Here is a 16540-nt window from a genome sequence, read left to right on the forward strand (position 1 = left end):
GGGATAAAATCATCCCGCGACAGGAGCTTACGCTCGTCGCCCAACCTGCCTGATCACCCTTGACAAGGCCAAGTCACGTGGGCATGATTCGCGGCCTTAATTTGATTCAATCCCCCAGTTTCGAGGAGCTTGACGGTGGCCAACACACCTTCTGCCAAAAAACGCGCCAAACAGGCTGAGAAGCGTCGTAGCCATAACGCCAGCCTGCGCTCCATGGTTCGTACCTACATCAAGAACGTGGTCAAGGCTATCGACGCCAAAGACCTGCCCAAGGCTCAAGCCGCTTTCACCGCCGCTGTACCGGTGATCGACCGCATGGCCGACAAAGGCATCATCCACAAGAACAAAGCTGCTCGTCACAAGAGCCGCCTGAACGCCCACATCAAGGCGCTCGGCCAGGCTGCTGCCTAAGCTTGAGTTCTTGTAAAAAACCGGCCTTCTGGCCGGTTTTTTATTGCCTGCGAACTACGCACGCATAAAAAAACCCGGCGCAACGCCGGGCTTTTTCTCGCCAGCTCAGGGCCTGTTCGGCCAGGGCTGGATCGGAATGGCAGTCACCGCATTCTGCGGACTCCCCTCGATCACCCGGTCGCTGTAGACCAGATAGACCAGAGTGTTGCGCTTGCGGTCGAAGAACCGCACCACCTGCATGGTCTTGAACACCAGCGAGGTGCGCTCCTTGAACACCTCCTCGCCATCCTTGAGCTCGCCCTTGAAGCGGATGGCACCGACCTGACGGCAGGCGATGGACGCCTCGGCGCGATCCTCGGCCAGGCCCAGACCGCCTTGCACACCACCGGTCTTGGCGCGCGACAGGTAGCAGGTCACGCCCTCCACCCCGGGATCGTCGAACGCCTCGACCACGATCTTGTCATTCGGCCCCACCCACTTGAATACGGTGGACACCGAACCGATTTCCTCGGCCGCCGCCAGCAGCGGCATCACCAACAGGGCTGCCGCCATTCCCCGGATCAATCGCATCCCTTCCTCCGCGCCTCACACCAGGACCAGGTTGTCCCGATGCACCAGCTCAGGTTCGTCCACGTAGCCCAGCAGCTTCTCAATGAGATCGGAAGGCTGGCCGATGATCTTCTGCGCCTCAAGGGCACTGTAGTTGGCCAGACCGCGCGCGATTTCAGCACCATCAGGCCCGACACAGACAACCATTTCGCCACGCCGGAAACTGCCCTGGATGGCTTTCACACCAACCGGCAGCAGGCTCTTGCGATCCTGGCGCAGCGCCTTGACCGCACCCGCGTCCAGCACCAGGGTGCCGCGCGTCTGCAGGTGGCCGGCCAGCCACTGCTTGCGCGCCGCCAGCAGACCACGCTCCGGCGCCAGCAGGGTACCCAGGCGCTCACCCGACTTGAGACGATCGAGCACCCGCTCGATGCGCCCACCGACGATCACCGTATGGGCGCCGGAACGGGCCGCCAGACGCGCCGCACGCAGCTTGGTCTGCATGCCGCCACGCCCCAGCGCGCCGCCAGTGCCACCGGCCACGGCATCCAGGGCCGGATCATCGGCACGAGCCTCGAAAATCAGCTGGGCATCGGGATTGTGACGCGGGTCGGCATCGAACATGCCGTCGCGGTCGGTGAGGATCACCAGCAGGTCGGCTTCCACCAGGTTCGCCACCAGGGCCGCCAGGGTGTCGTTGTCGCCGAAGCGGATTTCGTCGGTGACTACGGTGTCGTTCTCGTTGATCACCGGAATGGCACCCAGCTCGACCAGGGTCCGCAGGGTACTGCGAGCGTTCAGGTAACGCTTGCGATCAGAGAGGTCATCATGGGTCAGCAGGATCTGCGCGGTATGCCGGCCATGCTCGGCAAAACTGGATTCCCAGGCCTGCACCAGCCCCATCTGCCCCACTGCGGCCGCGGCCTGCAGCTCGTGCACGGCACTCGGACGGCTACTCCAGCCCAAGCGGCTCATCCCGGCGGCAACGGCGCCGGAAGACACCAGCACCAGCTCCACGCCCGCGCTGCGCAGGGCCACCATCTGCTCGACCCAGACCGCCATGGCCGAGCGATCCAGCCCGCGACCATCGGCCGTCAGCAAAGCACTACCGATCTTCACCACCCAGCGCTGCGCGCCAGTCACCTTGTCCCGCATATCGTCCAACCTTAGCTAGAAGGCCGCGCGGCAAGGCGCGCGGCCATGCGAACATCCCACTGCGCCGGGTGGCGCCGGGGTCAGGGTACGTAGAAGATTTCCGGCCCGTCGCCGTCATCCTCGTCGTCGAAATCATCGTCATCATCATCGGCAGCGGCACCCTTGAGGCCGGCACGACGCAGGGCACGCTGGTCGTCCATGGCCTGCAGTCGGGCACGCGCCTCGTCCTCGATGCGCTGGTCCAGCTCGGCGAGCTGCTCGGCGTAATCCGGATCCTCTTCCATGCGCAGGGTACGCTCATCGAGGTAGCGCATGATCTCCTGGGACAGCGCTTCGGTACCCTCGCGCTCCAGGGCGGAAATCACGAACACCGGGCCATCCCAGCCCAGACGCTCGAGCACGGCCTTCAGGCGCGCGTCGCGGTCCTCGTCGAGCAGCTGGTCGGCCTTGTTCAGCACCAGCCAGCGATCACGTTCGGTCAGGGCGGGACTGAAGCGACCCAGCTCCTCGATGATGGTTGCAGCAGCCTCGGCCGGGTCGCTTTCATCCAGCGGCGCCATGTCGACGATGTGCAGCAGCAGGCGGGTACGCGCCAGATGCTTGAGGAAACGGATGCCCAGGCCGGCACCGTCGGCGGCACCCTCGATCAGACCGGGAATATCGGCCACCACGAAGGACTTGAAACGACCGACGCTGACCACACCGAGGTTCGGCACCAGGGTGGTGAAGGGGTAGTCGGCCACTTTCGGCTTGGCGGCGGACACGGCACGGATGAAGGTGCTCTTGCCCGCGTTCGGCAGGCCCAGCAGACCAACGTCGGCCAGCACCTTCAGCTCCAGCTTGAGGTCGCGGGCCTCGCCCGGCTTGCCCTTGGTGGTCTGCCGCGGCGCGCGATTGGTACTGGATTTGAAGCGGGTATTGCCCAAGCCGTGCCAGCCGCCCTGGGCCACCAGCAGGCGCTGACCAGCCTTGGTCAGGTCGCCGATGATTTCCTGGGTAGCAGCATCGATGATGGTGGTACCCACGGGCACCGGCAGTACCAGGTCATCGCCCTTGTGCCCGGTGCAGTCCTTGCTGCCGCCATTCTCGCCGCGCTGGGCATCGAATCGACGGGTATAGCGATAGTCCACCAGGGTATTGAGGTTGGGATCGGCCTCCATGTACACGGAGCCGCCATCGCCCCCGTCACCACCGTTGGGGCCGCCCTTTTCAATGAATTTTTCGCGACGGAAACTCATCAGGCCATTGCCGCCGTCGCCCGCTTTTACAAAGATCGATACTTCATCGACGAATTTCATCAGGACGCCTCCCGCCACGGGGACGGGTTGAGAAAAACAAAGCACATAGAATACAGGGAACCCCGACTAATGATGCAGGGTTTCCGTGACGCAGAAACGAAAAAGCCCCGTCGCAAGACGGGGCTTTTCCAGCGAGATCGCGATCAGGCCGCGACGATGCTTACGTACTTGCGACCGAAAGCACCCTTGACCTCGAACTTGACCACGCCGTCCACTTTCGCGAACAGGGTGTGATCCTTGCCCAGGCCAACGCCGACGCCGGCGTGGAACTTGGTGCCGCGCTGACGCACGATGATGCTACCGGCCTTGATGGCCTGGCCGCCGAACAGTTTCACGCCAAGGCGTTTACTTTCTGAGTCGCGGCCGTTGCGGGTAGAACCGCCAGCTTTCTTGTGTGCCATGAGTCAAATCCTCCAAAAAGGAAATTAGGCCTGGATGCCGGTGATCTTGATTTCAGTGAACCACTGGCGGTGGCCCTGGCGCTTCATGTGGTGCTTACGACGGCGGAACTTGATGATGCGCACTTTGTCGTGACGGCCTTGAGAGACCACTTCAGCGACTACTTTGGCGCCATCGACAACCGGAGCACCGATTTTCACGTCTTCGCCATTGCCGATCAGCAGGACGCGATCGAAAGTCACGGATTCGCCGGTGGCGACTTCGAGCTTCTCGATCTTCAGGAATTCACCTTCAGCGACTTTGTATTGCTTGCCGCCGGTAACGATAACTGCGTACATGGATTTTCTCCGTTAAACCTGCTCACCCGACGCTTTATAGAAAGAGGTATGGGTCGGCATGGCTGCAGCGGGGCCGGAACTGACGCCCGTGCAATTGCGTAAGGCAGGAAAATGCCCAAGGAAGTTCAGGGGCCGCGATTGTACGCAAGCCGCGTTTGCCGTGCAAGCACCGCCGGGGCTCGCCTTGACAGTCCCCAGCGCGGTCCCTAGCATGCCGCGCAACCTAACAGGAGCACTTCTGGCTGATGCAACCCCAGGCTTTCTACCGCGTGGTGGCGGATGATTTTACCGCAGTCGACGAGATCATTCGTCGGCAACTGACCTCCCGCGTTCCCCTGGTGGAAAAGATCGGTGACTACATCGTTTCTGCCGGTGGCAAGCGCCTGCGCCCGCTGCTGGTGCTGCTCAGCGGCAACGCCCTGGGCTTCGGCGGCGACCAGTTGCGCCTGCTGGCCGCGACCATCGAGTTCCTGCACACCTCCACCCTCCTCCACGACGACGTGGTGGACGCCTCCGGCCTGCGCCGCGGCCGTTCCACCGCCAACGCGCTCTGGGGCAATGCGCCCAGCGTGCTGGTGGGCGACTTCCTCTACGCCCGCTCCTTCGAAATGATGGTGGAACTCGGCTCCATGCCGGTGATGCGCATCATCTCCCAGGCCACCCGGGTCATCGCCGAGGGCGAAGTGCTGCAGCTGTCGAAGATCCGCGACGCCAGCACCACCGAAGAAACCTACATGGAAGTCATCCGCGGCAAGACCGCGATGCTGTTCGAGGCCTCCACCCACAGCGCGGCGATGCTGGCCGGCGCCACTGCCGAACAGGCCGAGTCCCTGCGCCAGTTCGGCGACGCCCTGGGCATCGCCTTCCAGCTGGTGGACGACCTGCTCGACTACCGTGGCGACGCCGCCACCCTCGGCAAGAACGTCGGTGACGACCTGGCCGAAGGCAAGCCAACGCTGCCGCTGATCGCGGCCATGCGCGATGGCACCCCGGAACAGGCCAGCCTGGTACGCAAGGCCATCCAGCAGGGCGGCAGCCAGGATCTGGAAGGCATTCGTGCCGCCGTGGAAGCTGCCGGCGCACTGGACTACACCGCACGCCTGGCCCGCGACTACGCCGCGCGCGCCATCGGCTGTCTGGACGTACTGCCGCCCGGCCCCTATCGCGATGCCCTGATCGAACTCACCGAATTCGCCGTCGCGCGAACCCACTGAGTTCCGAAGCACCGAACGAGCCCGTCCCTGCGACGGGCTTTTTCATGAGTCCGCTGGCGGCTCAGACGCTCAGGCAGGATGGGTTGGGCGGCGCTCCGCGAGCCTGGGAACCCCATCGACACCGCGCCGACAGCATGGGGTTCGCTCCACTCTACCCACCTTACGAACTGGCGAGAGTGTCCCGGCTTGAGTCCGCGCTGCCGGACACTACCCTCACCCCCGCCCCTCTCCCGGTGGGAGAGGGGCGGGGGTGAGGCCAAAGTCATCCTGAAGGGCCTGGAAACCGGATGAACCTCTGCTGCCTCGACGAAAGGCAGCGATTGACCCTTGCTATTTTGATAATAGGAATTATTCTCATCTCACCGCTTTTCAAGGAGATGAGCCATGACCTACCTGATCGATGCCTGGCTGGATCGCCCCCACCCCTACCTGCGAATACTCCACCGGGAAACCGGTGAGGTTTGCGCCGTTCTCGAGCAGGAAGCCCTCGAGGAGCTGCGCGATCAGGGCGATCTGGACCTTGCCTGCCTGAACTCCAGCGAACCGCTGGTACTCAAGGAGCTGGTGCGCAACCTCTTCCTGTTCTGCTATGCCAGGGCATTGCGACCCCATGGCGAGGCGCACTGAGAGGAATCGGGGGAAACGGGATGCCGCAGGACGCGTCATCCGCAAGGCCGGCGCCCGGGCGCCGGTCCTGCAGAGGGGCCAAGGCGCCCCGCCGGTTCCCGGGCGGGCCAGGGATGACTCGCCCAGGGAACGACCTGGATCAGAGGATATCCAGGAGCTCCACGTCAAACACCAGCACGCTGTGCGGCGGGATGCTGCCAACGGCCTGGCCGCCATAGGCCAGCTCGCTCGGCACGTGCAGGCGCCACTTGCTGCCGGTATTCATCAGCTGCAGGGCCTCGACCCAGCCGGCGATCACGCCGCCCACCGGGAATTCGGCCGGCTGGCCGCGATCGTAGGAACTGTCGAACACCGTGCCGTCGATCAGGGTGCCGTGGTAGTGGGTGCGCACGGTGTCTTCGGCCGACGGCTTGGCGCCCTCGCCCGCGGCCAGCACTTCGTACTGCAGGCCGGACGGCAGGACGGTCACGCCGTCACGCTTGGCGTTCTCTTCCAGGTAGGCGCGACCGGCACCTGCGGCGGCTTCGGCCTTGACCTGGGCCTCGGCCTGCATGCGCTCGCGGATCACGCGGAAGCTGGCGGACAGCGCAGCGCCATCGACGCGGCTTTCCAGGCCCTGGAAGGCATCGCTGAGGCCGGCGAGCACGGCATCCAGGCTCACGCCGGGCGGAGGATTGTCACGGATCTGGTCGCCGAGCTGACGGCCAATGCCGTAGCTGACGCGGGTTTCGTCGGTGGAAAGATCGAGTTGGGACATGGCGGAACTCCGCTCAGGGGAAAAAGGCCGGCCAGACTAGCACAGCTTCCCCTCCCCGGCGTGAGCTCCGCTCAGTGACGCCGCGCTAGTGGGAAACGCGGGTCGAGATCGGGACGCGCACGGTGTCCTGGCTGTCCTTTTCCATCCCGCACATCTCGTCATGCACCACGTCGTGCACCAGGTGGAAAGGCAGTTCAGGAAAATCGTGCAGTACCTCCCGGGCGTGCTCCACCGAGCGGAAGTGGGTGGCATGACCACGACCATCATCCAGGGCGTGGGAATGACCGTCGATTCGGGCTTCCAGCAGGTAGATGCCCCCCTCGAGGGAGATCAGGTTGATTTCTTCGACGTGCCCGGCACGGGCATGGCTGGTGAGGTCGTGCAGTTTCATGGCGTCGCCCTCAAGCGCTGTACACCTCAAATCTAATGCACGACACCGGATGTGGGCGCCCGAAACACAACCGCCCGTCCGCTTTTCGGCGGGCGGGCGGTGCAGACGACGGCGAAGCGACGATCAGTGGTCGTGCTTGGTCATCTTGTCCAGGTAGCCCATGGCGAAGGCCGAGATGACGAAGGTCATGTGCAGGATCACGTACCACATGATCTTGCCGTTATCGATGTTCTGCGCGTCCATGAAGATCCGCAGCAGGTGGATGGAGGAAATCGCCACGATGGAGGCGGCCACCTTCATCTTCAGCGAGCCGGAGTCCATCTTGCCCAGCCAGCTGAGCTTCTCCTTGTCTTCGTCGATATCCAGCTGAGAAACGAAGTTCTCGTAGCCGGAGATCATCACCATCACCAGCAGGCCGCCCACCAGCGACATATCGATCAGCGAGAGCAGCACCAGGATCAGGTCCGCCTCGGTCTTCTCGAAGATATGGGGCAGGATGTGCACGATCTCCTGGAAGAACTTCAGGGTCAGCGCCAGCAGGGCCAGGGACAGCCCGAGGTAGATGGGAGCCAGCAGCCAGCGTGCGGTGTACATCGAGTTTTCTAGAAAGCGTTCCATGGCTTCTCGCAGTCAGTAAAAAAACGGCCGCGAGTATATCGATGAGTTTCCTACAGAAAAATAATGGCAACCCCCGATGAAATATCCCCAAACACTGTGGATAAGTCTGTGCATGAGCACTGGAACGTCCGGCACACCGCCCTTCCCCCGCTGCCTGGCGGCAGCTGCTCAAAAGCTGGCCGGCTAACGGCGCTTCAGCTTTCCGGACGGAACTGGTAGTCGCCCAGGTTGCGACAACGGGTGCCATTGAGTCGCCGCAACTCGCCCTGCAGGTGCAGGCGCCAGATCGGCGGGTCGTGGGCTTCGGTATAGCCCTGCTCAGCCAGGCACTCGGCAATCGCAGCGAGCACCGACTCAGCCACGAGAGGCCCATGGAACGGGCCCTGGGCTTTGATCGCCGAGGGCTGTTCCCCCGACATTCCCGCTGCGCAGAGCAAGGTCCAGAGTCCGTTCTCTCCCGCCAGTGGACGGATCACGCACTCGATCCGTGTCACCAGTCCCAGGCATTGGCGGGTAAGGCAGAGGTTGCGCGTCATGGCGGCTTTCCTCGCAGGGGCCTGTTTTTCAGCCTACACCCGAGTTTGGACCTGCGAAAGCGCGAAGCTTATCCACGCCGATTGTGGATAACCCTGTGAACAGGATGAGGGAAAGGTGGCGGGACGGCCTCTGCACGGGGATCGCATCCCACCGCTCACTGACTGACCAGCCACACCGGGAACCACTCCCGGCATGGCAGGTCGGGACGTCGATCAGGACGGGCCCTGGCTCTTGTCCACAGCCGGCACCTTGCCGGGCTCCTTCTTCGGCCCCTTGCGGGCCGGCTTGGGCGGCGCGGCGGCCTTGGACACGGCGTCGACGACCTCCTGGGCGGGTGCGGCCTTCTCCTCTTCCTCCAACCCCATCTCGGCGATTTCCCGCAGGCGCGCCACCACGCGGGCGTTGACGCTGCCCTCCGGGAACTGGCCCTTGTCGTCAGGCACGCCGGCCGGCTCGCCTACCAGCAGGCTCAGGGCCTCGTCGGCCTGGCGCACCGCGTAGACGTGGAAACGGCCCTTGCGCACCGCCTCCAGCACACGCTCGCCGAGCATCAGGTTGGTGACGTTGGCGTGGGGAATGATCACCCCCTGCTCACCGGTCAGCCCGCGGGCTTCGCAGAGGCGGAAGAAGCCTTCGATCTTCTCGTTGACCCCGCCCACCGCCTGCACCTCGCCGAACTGGTTGATCGAGCCGGTGATGGCGAAGCATTGCTTGAGCGGCGTGCGCGACAGGGCGGAAATCAGGGTGCAGGCCTCGCCGAGGGAGGCGCTGTCACCGTCCACATAGCCGTAGGACTGCTCCAGCGCGATGCTCGCGGAGATCTCCAGAGGGAACTCCTGGGCATAGCGGCTGCCGAGGTAGCCGGTGAGGATCATCACGCCCTTGGAGTGGATGGGTTGGCCAAGGTTGACCTCGCGCTCGATGTCGACGATGCCGGAACTGCCTGGGTAGACGGTGGCGGAAATCCGCGCCGGCACGCCAAAGGCCGAGTCGCCCACTTCCAGCACGGTGAGGCCGTTGCACTTGCCCACGGCGGCACCGGCGGTGTCGATCAGGATGATGCCGGCCAGCATGTCGTCGAGGATACGCGCCGAGACCCGGCCGGTGCGGGTCGCCTTGGCCTTGAGGGCTCGGTCGATATGGTCGGCGTCGGTCACCGCCTCGCCCGCCAGCTGACGAACGAAGTCGGCCTCGCTTACCAGTTGGAACAGGTCGCCGATGCGCGCCGACAAGCGTCCCTGGTGCTCGGCCAGGCGCGCGCTGTAGGTCGCCAGGCCGGCAACGGCAGCGGCGGTGAGCGGCGCCATGCCCTCTTCCGAGGTGCGGGTCTTCAGCAACTGGGCGAACTGCTCCAGGCTGTCGTCCGACAGGGCGATCTCTTCGTCGAAGTCCACCAGCACCCGGAACATCTCCTGGAAGTCCGGGTCCAGGTCCTGCAGCGTGTAGTAGAGCTGGCGAGAGCCGATGATCACCACCTTCACCTGCAGCGGGATCACCTGCGGCGTCAGGGTCACGGTGGCCAGGCGCCCCAACTCTGCGAGGGGGGACTCCATCTTCAGCTGGCGCGCATGCAGGGCGCGCTTCAGGGCGTCCCAGACGAAGGGCTCGCTCAGCAGTTTTTCCGCTTCCAGCACCAGGAAGCCGCCGTTGGCGCGGTGCAGCGCACCGGGGCGCAGCTGGCGATAGCTGGTGTAGAGGGCGCCCTGGTCGGTGCCGTATTCGATGCGTCCGAACAGGTTGTCGTAGGTCGGGTGGGTTTCGAACACCACCGGCGCGCCGCCGCTGGCGTGATGGCCCACCACCAGGCTCGGGCAGTACTGCTCTTCCAGCAGCTCGCGGCGCTGGGCGTCCGGTTTCTCATCGAGCAACTGGTCCACCACCGTCTTCAGCAGGTTGCACTGCATCGCCTGCAGATAGGCCACCACGCCGGCGTTCTCCGCATATTTCGCGGACAGCGGCGACAGCAGCGGCTGCAGGGCCTGGGTGATGGTGTCCTCGTTCAACTGGCGCAGCTGATTGCTGGACTCGCGCTTCCACTGCGGCAGGCTGGACAGCTCCTCGTTGAGGCGTTCCTCCAGGGCCGCGATATCCTCGTGGAAACGCTCGCGCTCGGCTTCCGGCAACTGGGAGAAGTCCGCTTCGTCCAGCGCCTTGCCGTCCTTCATGGGGGTGAAGGCGATGTTCGCGCTGTCGCGGTAGAGGGCGACATCCTTCTCCAGGGCCACGCGCTCGATGACGTCCAGGGCCCGGTCGTAGCGCTGGTTGAAGGCGCGATCGATGGCGCTCTTCTTCTGCTGGAAGGTCGGCGTTTCGAATACCGCCGGGAAGGTCGCCAGCAGGTTGTCTACCAAGTGCTCGATGTCACTGATGAAGTCGCTCGCCTCGCCCGCCGGAAGCTGCAGGGCACGAGGCTCGCGGGGCTCGTCGAAATTATTGACATAGACCCAGTCGGCCGGCGTCACCACGCGCTTGCCCTCGGCCTTGAGGTAGCGCTGCACGAAGGAGAAGCGGCCGGTGCCCGGTTCGCCCATCACATAGACGTTGTAGCCGGGACGCGGCATGGCCACGCCGAACTGCAGGGCCTCCACCGCACGTTCCTGGCCGAGTACGCCACGAAAGGGCTCCAGATCGTCGGTGGTCGTGAAATTGAACTGATGGGGCTCGAAGGGACGGGTCAGCGCATCGGGCGCCAGTCGCAGGCTGGCAGCGAAGGAGTCAGGCATCGAGTGTCCTTAATGGCTCGGCAAGAAAGCAATGGCCGCATTCTGGCGCTGCCCCGACATGACTGGCAAGGCATTGCGGCAGGCTCGGATCAACGCGCCAGGTCGGCGCAGCCCAGACAGTATTCGGCGGCAGGAAGCACTTTGAGGCGCGCCGGCTCTATGGGCTCGCCGCAGCGCTGGCAATAGCCGTAGCTGCCGTCGGCCAGGCGCAGCTTGGCCAGCCCCACCCGGCGCAGCGCCGCCTCGGTCTCGGCGAGGATGGCCTCCAGGACCTCGTCGTTCTCACGCTGGATCGCCTGTTCGGCGAAGTCCGGCGAATGGCTGCGCGCGAGGTCTTCGCGTATCGCGTTGGCGCGGGCGGTGTATTCCGCTATCAGGGCGTCTAAGGCGGCCCGAGGGTCGGTGGCGGTCATGCTGGAATCTCCCCAGTTCACCCCCTAAGTGTGGACGCTGTAACGCAGCCTGCATCCCGGCACGGCAAACTTGCGCGAAAACCGGCCTTGGCCTTGCTTGACACCCGCCCCGGCCTTACCCAAAGCTCCGGCCGACGAACCTCTCGCGAAGAAGAGCTGCGCCCTTGAAACGGATTTTGCCGTACCTCGCTCTGTGCACCTGGATCCCCGCCCACGCCGCCCCCCAGCTTCCCGCCGAACGCCTCCAGGCGCTGGCCGATGATCCCTACTGGATCGCCCTGGGCCACTACGAGACCGGCAAGCTGGGCGGCTGGCGCAGCTATGTGGACGATCCCGACTTCTTCCTCGCCGCGGACGGGCCGAGCAACCCGGCGGCGGAACTGCGCGCCACCCTCGACGCCCTGTATGCGCCGGCCAGCCTCGGCGACAAGCACCCGCAGTGTACCTACCCCGCGCGCACCCGCTGGCTGCGCCAGCAACTGCAGCTGGACGACCTGCCGCAACCGGCCTGCAGCGAATTCCAGGCCTGGTACGCCGACGTCAATCCGCACAGCACGGTGCTGGTGTTCCCCGCCGCCTACCTGAACAGCCCGTCCTCCATGTTCGGCCACACCCTGCTGCGTATCGACCAGCCGGACATCCACGAGAACAACACGGTGATGCTCAGCTACGCGCTGAACTTCGGCGCCTTCATCGAAGGCTCGGACAACAGCATCCTCTATGCCTGGAAGGGCCTGATGGGCGGCTACCCCGGCCTCTTCGCCCTGGTGCCCTACCGCGAGAAGCTCAAGGAATACAGCCGCCTGGAGAACCGCGACCTCTGGGAATACCGCCTGAACCTCAGCCCGGAAGAAACCGGGCGCATGGTGGAGCACGTCTGGGAGCTCAAGCAGATTCGCTTCGACTACTACTTCTTCGACGAGAACTGCTCCTACCGCCTGCTGGAGCTGCTGGAAATCGCCCGCCCCGGCATCGAGCTCACCGACCAGTTCCCCATCACTGCGATCCCCACCGACACCGTGCGCGCGGTCAAGCAGGCCGGGCTGGTGGAGTCCGTCGACTACCGCCCCTCGCGGGAGAAGGAGCTGCTGGCCCGCGCCGAGCCCCTGGACGACACCGAACAGCAGTGGGTACTGCTTCTGGCCGAAGACGAGAAGCTGCTGGACGCCCCGGACTTCCTCGCCCTGCCCGCCCCGCGTCGGGCCCTGATCCAGGACGCGGCCTTCCGCCTGGTGCGTTACCGCACCACAGGCGAGGAGCGCACCCGGGAAAACGCCACCCGCAGCTACAAGCTGCTGCAGGCCATCAACCGCAATCCGCCGCCTGAGCTCGAGGTGGCACGCCCCGACCTGCCCGAGGAAGGCCATGAATCCCGCACCTGGCAACTGGGCCTGGGCAGCCGCGAGGACCGGGCCTTCGCCGAGTACGGCCTGCGCATGGCCTACCACGACCTCAACGACAACCTGTCCGGCTTCCCCCTGGGCGCGCAGATCGAGATCCTCCAGCTCAAGCTGCGCCAGTACGAGGACAACCACTGGCAACTGCAACGCCTGGACCTGGCCACCATCCGCTCCCTGACCCCGCGCGGTGAACTGCTCAAGCCCTGGTCCTGGCAGGTGGCCGGCGGCCTGGAGCGGGTGCCCGGCGAAGACGACGACGAACGCCTGGTCAGCCAACTGAACGGTGGCGTCGGCGGCTCCTGGCAGCTCAACGACGATACCCTGGGCTTCGCCCTGGCCACCGCCCGCGTCGAGCACAACCAGGACTTCGCGCCCTTCATCGCCACCGCCGCCGGCTTCGACACCGGCCTGCTCTGGCACAACCCCCTGGGCAGCCTGAGCCTGGAAGCTTCCGGCGACTATTTCCACAACGGCGAAGTACGCCGCCGCCTGTCCCTCAACCAGCAGTGGGAAATCTCCCGCAACCTCGGCCTGCGCCTCTCTGCACAACGGGAGTTCAGCCAGCTCACCGCGCCGGTGAACGAGGTGATGCTGGAACTGAAGTGGTACCACTATTGATGGGTATCGCTTCGCTCCACCCATCCTACGGTCGATGTTCCGCCGGTAAGATGCGCGCCCGGCCTGCCCGAACAGCGCGTAGGGTGGAAATCCCCTTGAGGATTTCCACCATCGGAGTCTTGCAATAGCCCGCTGGTGGATAGAAAAGCGCTATCCACCCTACACGGCTCAGCCCATCCTACGGGGCTGTACACCCAGCCCGAACTCCGCCGGTAAGATGCGTGTCCGGCCTGCCCGAACGGGCCCAGAATGGTTATCCACCCTCCTCATCAGGCCGTGCAGATGAAACCGAACAGCCCGCAATTGCTGGAAGTGGCCGGCGGCAAGCCCATCCACCTCTGGACCCAGGGTGTGCCGGTGGAAGACGAAGCCCGCCAGCAGCTGATCAACACGGCGAAGATGCCCTTCATCTTCAAGCACCTGGCCGTGATGCCCGACGTGCACCTGGGCAAGGGCTCGACCATCGGCAGCGTGATTCCCACCGTGGGCGCGATCATTCCGGCCGCCGTGGGCGTGGACATCGGCTGCGGCATGATCGCCGCCCTCACCTCCCTGCGCGCCGCCGACCTGCCGGACAATCTACGCGGCCTGCGCAGCGCCATCGAACACGCGGTGCCCCACGGCAAGACCTTCGGCCGACGCGACCAGGGCGCCTGGGATGACGTGCCGGAAGCCGCCGACCAGGCCTGGCGTCCCCTGGCCAGGCGTTTCAACGCCATCACGGCCCGCTATCCGCGCCTGGAGAAGACCAACAACCGCCATCACCTCGGCACCCTGGGCACCGGCAACCACTTCATCGAAGTCTGCCTGGACGAGGCCGACCGCGTCTGGTTCATGCTCCACAGCGGCTCGCGCGGGGTGGGCAATGCCATCGGTACCCTGTTCATCGAACTGGCCCAGGCGGACATGCGCCAGCACCTGGCCAACCTGCCGGACCGGGACCTGGCCTACTTCGAAGAAGGCAGCAAGCACTTCGATGACTATGTGGAAGCCGTGGGCTGGGCCCAGGATTTCGCCCGGCAGAACCGCGCGCTGATGATGCAGGCGGTGATCGCCGCCGCCCGCAAGGCTATCGGCAAGCCCTTCGAGGCCAGCCTGGAAGCAGTGAACTGTCACCACAACTACGTGCAGAAGGAATGGCACTTCGGCCGCGAAGTCCTGGTGACGCGCAAGGGCGCGGTGTCGGCGCAGAAGGGCGAGCTGGGCATCATCCCCGGCTCCATGGGCGCGAAGAGCTTCATTGTTCGTGGCCTGGGCAACGAGGAGGCGTTCTGCTCCTGCAGCCACGGCGCCGGCCGCACCATGAGCCGGGGGCGGGCGAAGAAGCTGTTCACCGTGGAAGACCAGGTTCGCGCCACCGCCCATGTGGAATGCCGCAAGGACAAGGACGTGATCGACGAGATCCCCATGGCCTACAAAGACATCGATGCGGTGATGGCCGCCCAGCGCGATCTGGTGGAAGTGGTGCACACCCTGCGTCAGGTGGTCTGCGTGAAAGGCTGAGCGGAGCGCCATGCAACAGGAATTCATCCAGCTCGACGGCAATGAGGGCGGCGGACAGCTTCTGCGCAGCGCCCTCGGCCTGTCGATGGTCAGCGGCCGGCCCTTCCACATCCACAGCATCCGGGGCCAGCGCAGCCGACCGGGACTGTTGCGCCAGCACCTGACCGCCGTGCGAGCCGCCGCCGAGGTCTGCGGGGCACAGGTCGAGGGCGCGGAATTGGGTTCGGGCGAGCTCCGCTTCCGCCCCGGCCCGATCCGCGCCGGCCACTACGCCTTCGCCATCGGCACCGCCGGTAGCTGTTCGCTGGTACTGCAGACCCTGCTGCCGGCCTTGCTGATGGCCGGCGGCGACAGCCAGGTGCGGATCACCGGCGGCACCCACAACCCGCTGGCGCCGCCGGCCGACTTCCTGCAGCACAGCTGGCTGCCGCTGCTGCGGAGGATGGGGGCGGAGGTCGAACTGGAACTGCTCCGGCACGGTTTCGCCCCGGCCGGCGGCGGCGAGATCCTGGCCCGGGTGCGGCCGGCGCGCTGGCAACCGCTGCACCTGGAACGCCCCGGCGCGATCCGCCAGCGGCGCGCACGCGCCCTCCTCGCTGGCCTGCCGATGCATATCGGCGAACGCGAACTGGAACGGGTCAGGCGCCGCCTGGGCTGGAGCGACGGCGAACGAGAACTGGTCTTCCTCCCCCAGGATCAGGGGCCGGGAAACGTACTGCTGCTGGAAATCGACTGCGAACAGGTCCGCGAGACCTTCAGCGCCTTCGGCCAGCGCGGCATCAGCGCCGAGCGTGTGGCCGGCCAGGCCATCGCCCAGGCCGAAGAATGGCTGGCAAGCCACTGCGCGGTGAGCGAGCACCTGGCCGACCAATTGCTGCTACCCATGGCCCTGGCCGGTGCCGGCGGCTTCACCACGCCACGACTGAGCGACCACCTGCAGAGCAACAGTCAGGTGATCGAGCGTTTCCTCCCGGTGCGCATCCGGAGCGAGGCGCTGGCCGAAAACGGCTACCGCGTCCTCATCTCCTCGCCTTGACGTTTTCATCACGATGCCGGCGCTAGCCTGGCCGCATCCTCCTTCACCGCGTGTGCGCCCTGGCGCGCGGGAGTCCTGCATGGCGTCGCGTCACACCACCCTGCTCATCGCACTGTGCGCCGGCCTGCTCGCGGCCTGCGAAAGCACCCATGACCATCTGCTCGCCCAGGGGTATCCACCGGCCTTCGCCGACGGCTTCGCGGACGGCTGCAACAGTGGTCGTCAGGCGGCCGGGGTTATCAGTGGCGAGTTTCGCAAGGACGTGCCGCGCTACCTCAAGGACGCCAACTACGCCGAAGGCTGGGGCGACGGTTTCCGCCAGTGCCAGGCACAGGTGTGGAGCGAGGAGCGACGGGACTACGAGGACAGGGTCCGCGACCGGGACGAGGATGAGTGGGAGAGGAATCGGGGCAACGCCATGGGGAGGGCGTTGCATCCCGATTGATGGTGAAGGTCAACAGTATCTGTAGGGGCGAATTCATTCGCCAAGCAGGCCGAAGGTCTGCCCTTCGAAGCCCGCTGGGCAGCTGCGCCGCCCTTGGCGAATGAATTC

18 protein-coding genes are annotated in these 16540 nt (G+C 65.2%); 7 read left to right on the forward strand and 11 right to left on the reverse strand.

Features of this window, described 5'->3' with window-relative positions:
• The first annotated feature begins 135 nt into the window (after positions 1–135).
• Positions 136–411, forward strand: a complete 276-nt coding sequence (rpsT, locus tag ACFW0H_RS18260) for a 30S ribosomal protein S20 (RefSeq protein ID WP_069082204.1) — start codon at positions 136–138, stop codon at positions 409–411.
• 105 nt (positions 412–516) lie between these two features.
• On the opposite strand, the gene ACFW0H_RS18265 is transcribed toward rpsT, so the two are convergent.
• The 5 genes from ACFW0H_RS18265 to rplU all read right to left on the reverse strand — a co-directional run bounded on the left by ACFW0H_RS18265 (position 517) and on the right by rplU (position 4150).
• Positions 517–981: a CreA family protein gene (locus ACFW0H_RS18265; protein ID WP_422915279.1), complete on the reverse strand. Its 465-nt coding sequence runs from the start codon at positions 979–981 to the stop codon at positions 517–519.
• Between the two features lie 15 nt (positions 982–996).
• Positions 997–2115, reverse strand: coding sequence for a glutamate 5-kinase (proB, locus tag ACFW0H_RS18270; protein WP_422915280.1), 1119 nt, complete (start codon positions 2113–2115; stop codon positions 997–999).
• An 80-nt stretch (positions 2116–2195) separates the two neighbouring features.
• Positions 2196–3413, reverse strand: a complete 1218-nt coding sequence (gene cgtA / locus ACFW0H_RS18275) for an Obg family GTPase CgtA (RefSeq protein ID WP_422915281.1) — start codon at positions 3411–3413, stop codon at positions 2196–2198.
• Positions 3414–3556: 143 nt separating this feature from the next.
• Positions 3557–3814, reverse strand: a complete 258-nt coding sequence (gene rpmA / locus ACFW0H_RS18280) for a 50S ribosomal protein L27 (protein WP_422915282.1) — start codon at positions 3812–3814, stop codon at positions 3557–3559.
• Positions 3815–3838: 24 nt separating this feature from the next.
• A complete protein-coding gene (gene rplU / locus ACFW0H_RS18285; RefSeq protein WP_016490856.1) occupies positions 3839–4150 on the reverse strand; it encodes a 50S ribosomal protein L21 in 312 nt (103 codons plus the stop codon).
• Positions 4151–4395: 245 nt separating this feature from the next.
• Here rplU and ACFW0H_RS18290 point away from each other — a divergent pair, with 245 nt between their 5' ends.
• Positions 4396–5364 carry a polyprenyl synthetase family protein gene (locus ACFW0H_RS18290; RefSeq protein ID WP_422915283.1) on the forward strand — a complete coding sequence of 323 codons (969 nt, stop codon included), beginning with the start codon at positions 4396–4398 and terminating at the stop codon, positions 5362–5364.
• A 384-nt stretch (positions 5365–5748) separates the two neighbouring features.
• On the forward strand, positions 5749–5991 hold the full coding sequence (locus ACFW0H_RS18295) for a PA4570 family protein (RefSeq protein ID WP_422915284.1): 243 nt from the start codon (positions 5749–5751) through the stop codon (positions 5989–5991).
• A 139-nt stretch (positions 5992–6130) separates the two neighbouring features.
• Here the strand turns inward: ACFW0H_RS18295 and ACFW0H_RS18300 are convergent, their stop codons facing one another.
• From ACFW0H_RS18300 to ACFW0H_RS18325, 6 genes are all read right to left on the reverse strand, one after another.
• Positions 6131–6748 carry an FKBP-type peptidyl-prolyl cis-trans isomerase gene (locus tag ACFW0H_RS18300; protein ID WP_422915285.1) on the reverse strand — a complete coding sequence of 206 codons (618 nt, stop codon included), beginning with the start codon at positions 6746–6748 and terminating at the stop codon, positions 6131–6133.
• Positions 6749–6833: 85 nt separating this feature from the next.
• Positions 6834–7139 carry a DUF6482 family protein gene (locus ACFW0H_RS18305; RefSeq protein WP_422915286.1) on the reverse strand — a complete coding sequence of 102 codons (306 nt, stop codon included), beginning with the start codon at positions 7137–7139 and terminating at the stop codon, positions 6834–6836.
• 123 nt (positions 7140–7262) lie between these two features.
• Positions 7263–7757: a TIGR00645 family protein gene (locus ACFW0H_RS18310; protein WP_422915287.1), complete on the reverse strand. Its 495-nt coding sequence runs from the start codon at positions 7755–7757 to the stop codon at positions 7263–7265.
• A gap of 194 nt (positions 7758–7951) precedes the next feature.
• A complete protein-coding gene (locus tag ACFW0H_RS18315; protein ID WP_422915288.1) occupies positions 7952–8293 on the reverse strand; it encodes a PA4575 family protein in 342 nt (113 codons plus the stop codon).
• Positions 8294–8506: 213 nt separating this feature from the next.
• Complete coding sequence (locus ACFW0H_RS18320; RefSeq protein ID WP_422915289.1) at positions 8507–11017, reverse strand: Lon protease family protein; 2511 nt, start codon at positions 11015–11017, stop codon at positions 8507–8509.
• An 89-nt stretch (positions 11018–11106) separates the two neighbouring features.
• Complete coding sequence (locus ACFW0H_RS18325; protein ID WP_422915290.1) at positions 11107–11430, reverse strand: TraR/DksA family transcriptional regulator; 324 nt, start codon at positions 11428–11430, stop codon at positions 11107–11109.
• Between the two features lie 164 nt (positions 11431–11594).
• On the opposite strand from ACFW0H_RS18325, the gene ACFW0H_RS18330 reads away from it, so the two are divergent.
• The 4 genes from ACFW0H_RS18330 to ACFW0H_RS18345 all read left to right on the forward strand — a co-directional run bounded on the left by ACFW0H_RS18330 (position 11595) and on the right by ACFW0H_RS18345 (position 16432).
• Positions 11595–13448 carry an Lnb N-terminal periplasmic domain-containing protein gene (locus ACFW0H_RS18330; RefSeq protein WP_422915291.1) on the forward strand — a complete coding sequence of 618 codons (1854 nt, stop codon included), beginning with the start codon at positions 11595–11597 and terminating at the stop codon, positions 13446–13448.
• A gap of 282 nt (positions 13449–13730) precedes the next feature.
• Positions 13731–14951, forward strand: a complete 1221-nt coding sequence (locus tag ACFW0H_RS18335; protein WP_422915292.1) for an RtcB family protein — start codon at positions 13731–13733, stop codon at positions 14949–14951.
• Between the two features lie 10 nt (positions 14952–14961).
• Positions 14962–15987, forward strand: a complete 1026-nt coding sequence (gene rtcA, locus ACFW0H_RS18340; protein ID WP_422915293.1) for an RNA 3'-terminal phosphate cyclase — start codon at positions 14962–14964, stop codon at positions 15985–15987.
• Positions 15988–16066: 79 nt separating this feature from the next.
• A complete protein-coding gene (locus ACFW0H_RS18345) occupies positions 16067–16432 on the forward strand; it encodes a hypothetical protein (RefSeq protein ID WP_422915294.1) in 366 nt (121 codons plus the stop codon).
• Positions 16433–16540: the final 108 nt, after the last annotated feature.

Origin of the sequence: Metapseudomonas cellulosilytica (genome assembly GCF_049334135.1) — a bacterium.
Lineage (GTDB): Bacteria > Pseudomonadota > Gammaproteobacteria > Pseudomonadales > Pseudomonadaceae > Metapseudomonas.

What these genes read in the sequence shown, in the direction of transcription:
- ACFW0H_RS18310 (WP_422915287.1), bottom strand. Translation starts at nt 7,757, where the DNA reads ATGGAACGCTTTCTAGAAAACTCGATGTACACCGCACGCTGGCTGCTG.
- rpmA (WP_422915282.1), bottom strand. Translation starts at nt 3,814, where the DNA reads ATGGCACACAAGAAAGCTGGCGGTTCTACCCGCAACGGCCGCGACTCA.
- ACFW0H_RS18290 (WP_422915283.1), top strand. Translation starts at nt 4,396, where the DNA reads ATGCAACCCCAGGCTTTCTACCGCGTGGTGGCGGATGATTTTACCGCA.
- ACFW0H_RS18335 (WP_422915292.1), top strand. Translation starts at nt 13,731, where the DNA reads ATGAAACCGAACAGCCCGCAATTGCTGGAAGTGGCCGGCGGCAAGCCC.
- ACFW0H_RS18305 (WP_422915286.1), bottom strand. Translation starts at nt 7,139, where the DNA reads ATGAAACTGCACGACCTCACCAGCCATGCCCGTGCCGGGCACGTCGAA.
- ACFW0H_RS18300 (WP_422915285.1), bottom strand. Translation starts at nt 6,748, where the DNA reads ATGTCCCAACTCGATCTTTCCACCGACGAAACCCGCGTCAGCTACGGC.
- rtcA (WP_422915293.1), top strand. Translation starts at nt 14,962, where the DNA reads ATGCAACAGGAATTCATCCAGCTCGACGGCAATGAGGGCGGCGGACAG.
- ACFW0H_RS18315 (WP_422915288.1), bottom strand. Translation starts at nt 8,293, where the DNA reads ATGACGCGCAACCTCTGCCTTACCCGCCAATGCCTGGGACTGGTGACA.
- ACFW0H_RS18345 (WP_422915294.1), top strand. Translation starts at nt 16,067, where the DNA reads ATGGCGTCGCGTCACACCACCCTGCTCATCGCACTGTGCGCCGGCCTG.
- rplU (WP_016490856.1), bottom strand. Translation starts at nt 4,150, where the DNA reads ATGTACGCAGTTATCGTTACCGGCGGCAAGCAATACAAAGTCGCTGAA.
- ACFW0H_RS18320 (WP_422915289.1), bottom strand. Translation starts at nt 11,017, where the DNA reads ATGCCTGACTCCTTCGCTGCCAGCCTGCGACTGGCGCCCGATGCGCTG.
- proB (WP_422915280.1), bottom strand. Translation starts at nt 2,115, where the DNA reads ATGCGGGACAAGGTGACTGGCGCGCAGCGCTGGGTGGTGAAGATCGGT.
- ACFW0H_RS18265 (WP_422915279.1), bottom strand. Translation starts at nt 981, where the DNA reads ATGCGATTGATCCGGGGAATGGCGGCAGCCCTGTTGGTGATGCCGCTG.
- ACFW0H_RS18325 (WP_422915290.1), bottom strand. Translation starts at nt 11,430, where the DNA reads ATGACCGCCACCGACCCTCGGGCCGCCTTAGACGCCCTGATAGCGGAA.
- cgtA (WP_422915281.1), bottom strand. Translation starts at nt 3,413, where the DNA reads ATGAAATTCGTCGATGAAGTATCGATCTTTGTAAAAGCGGGCGACGGC.
- ACFW0H_RS18295 (WP_422915284.1), top strand. Translation starts at nt 5,749, where the DNA reads ATGACCTACCTGATCGATGCCTGGCTGGATCGCCCCCACCCCTACCTG.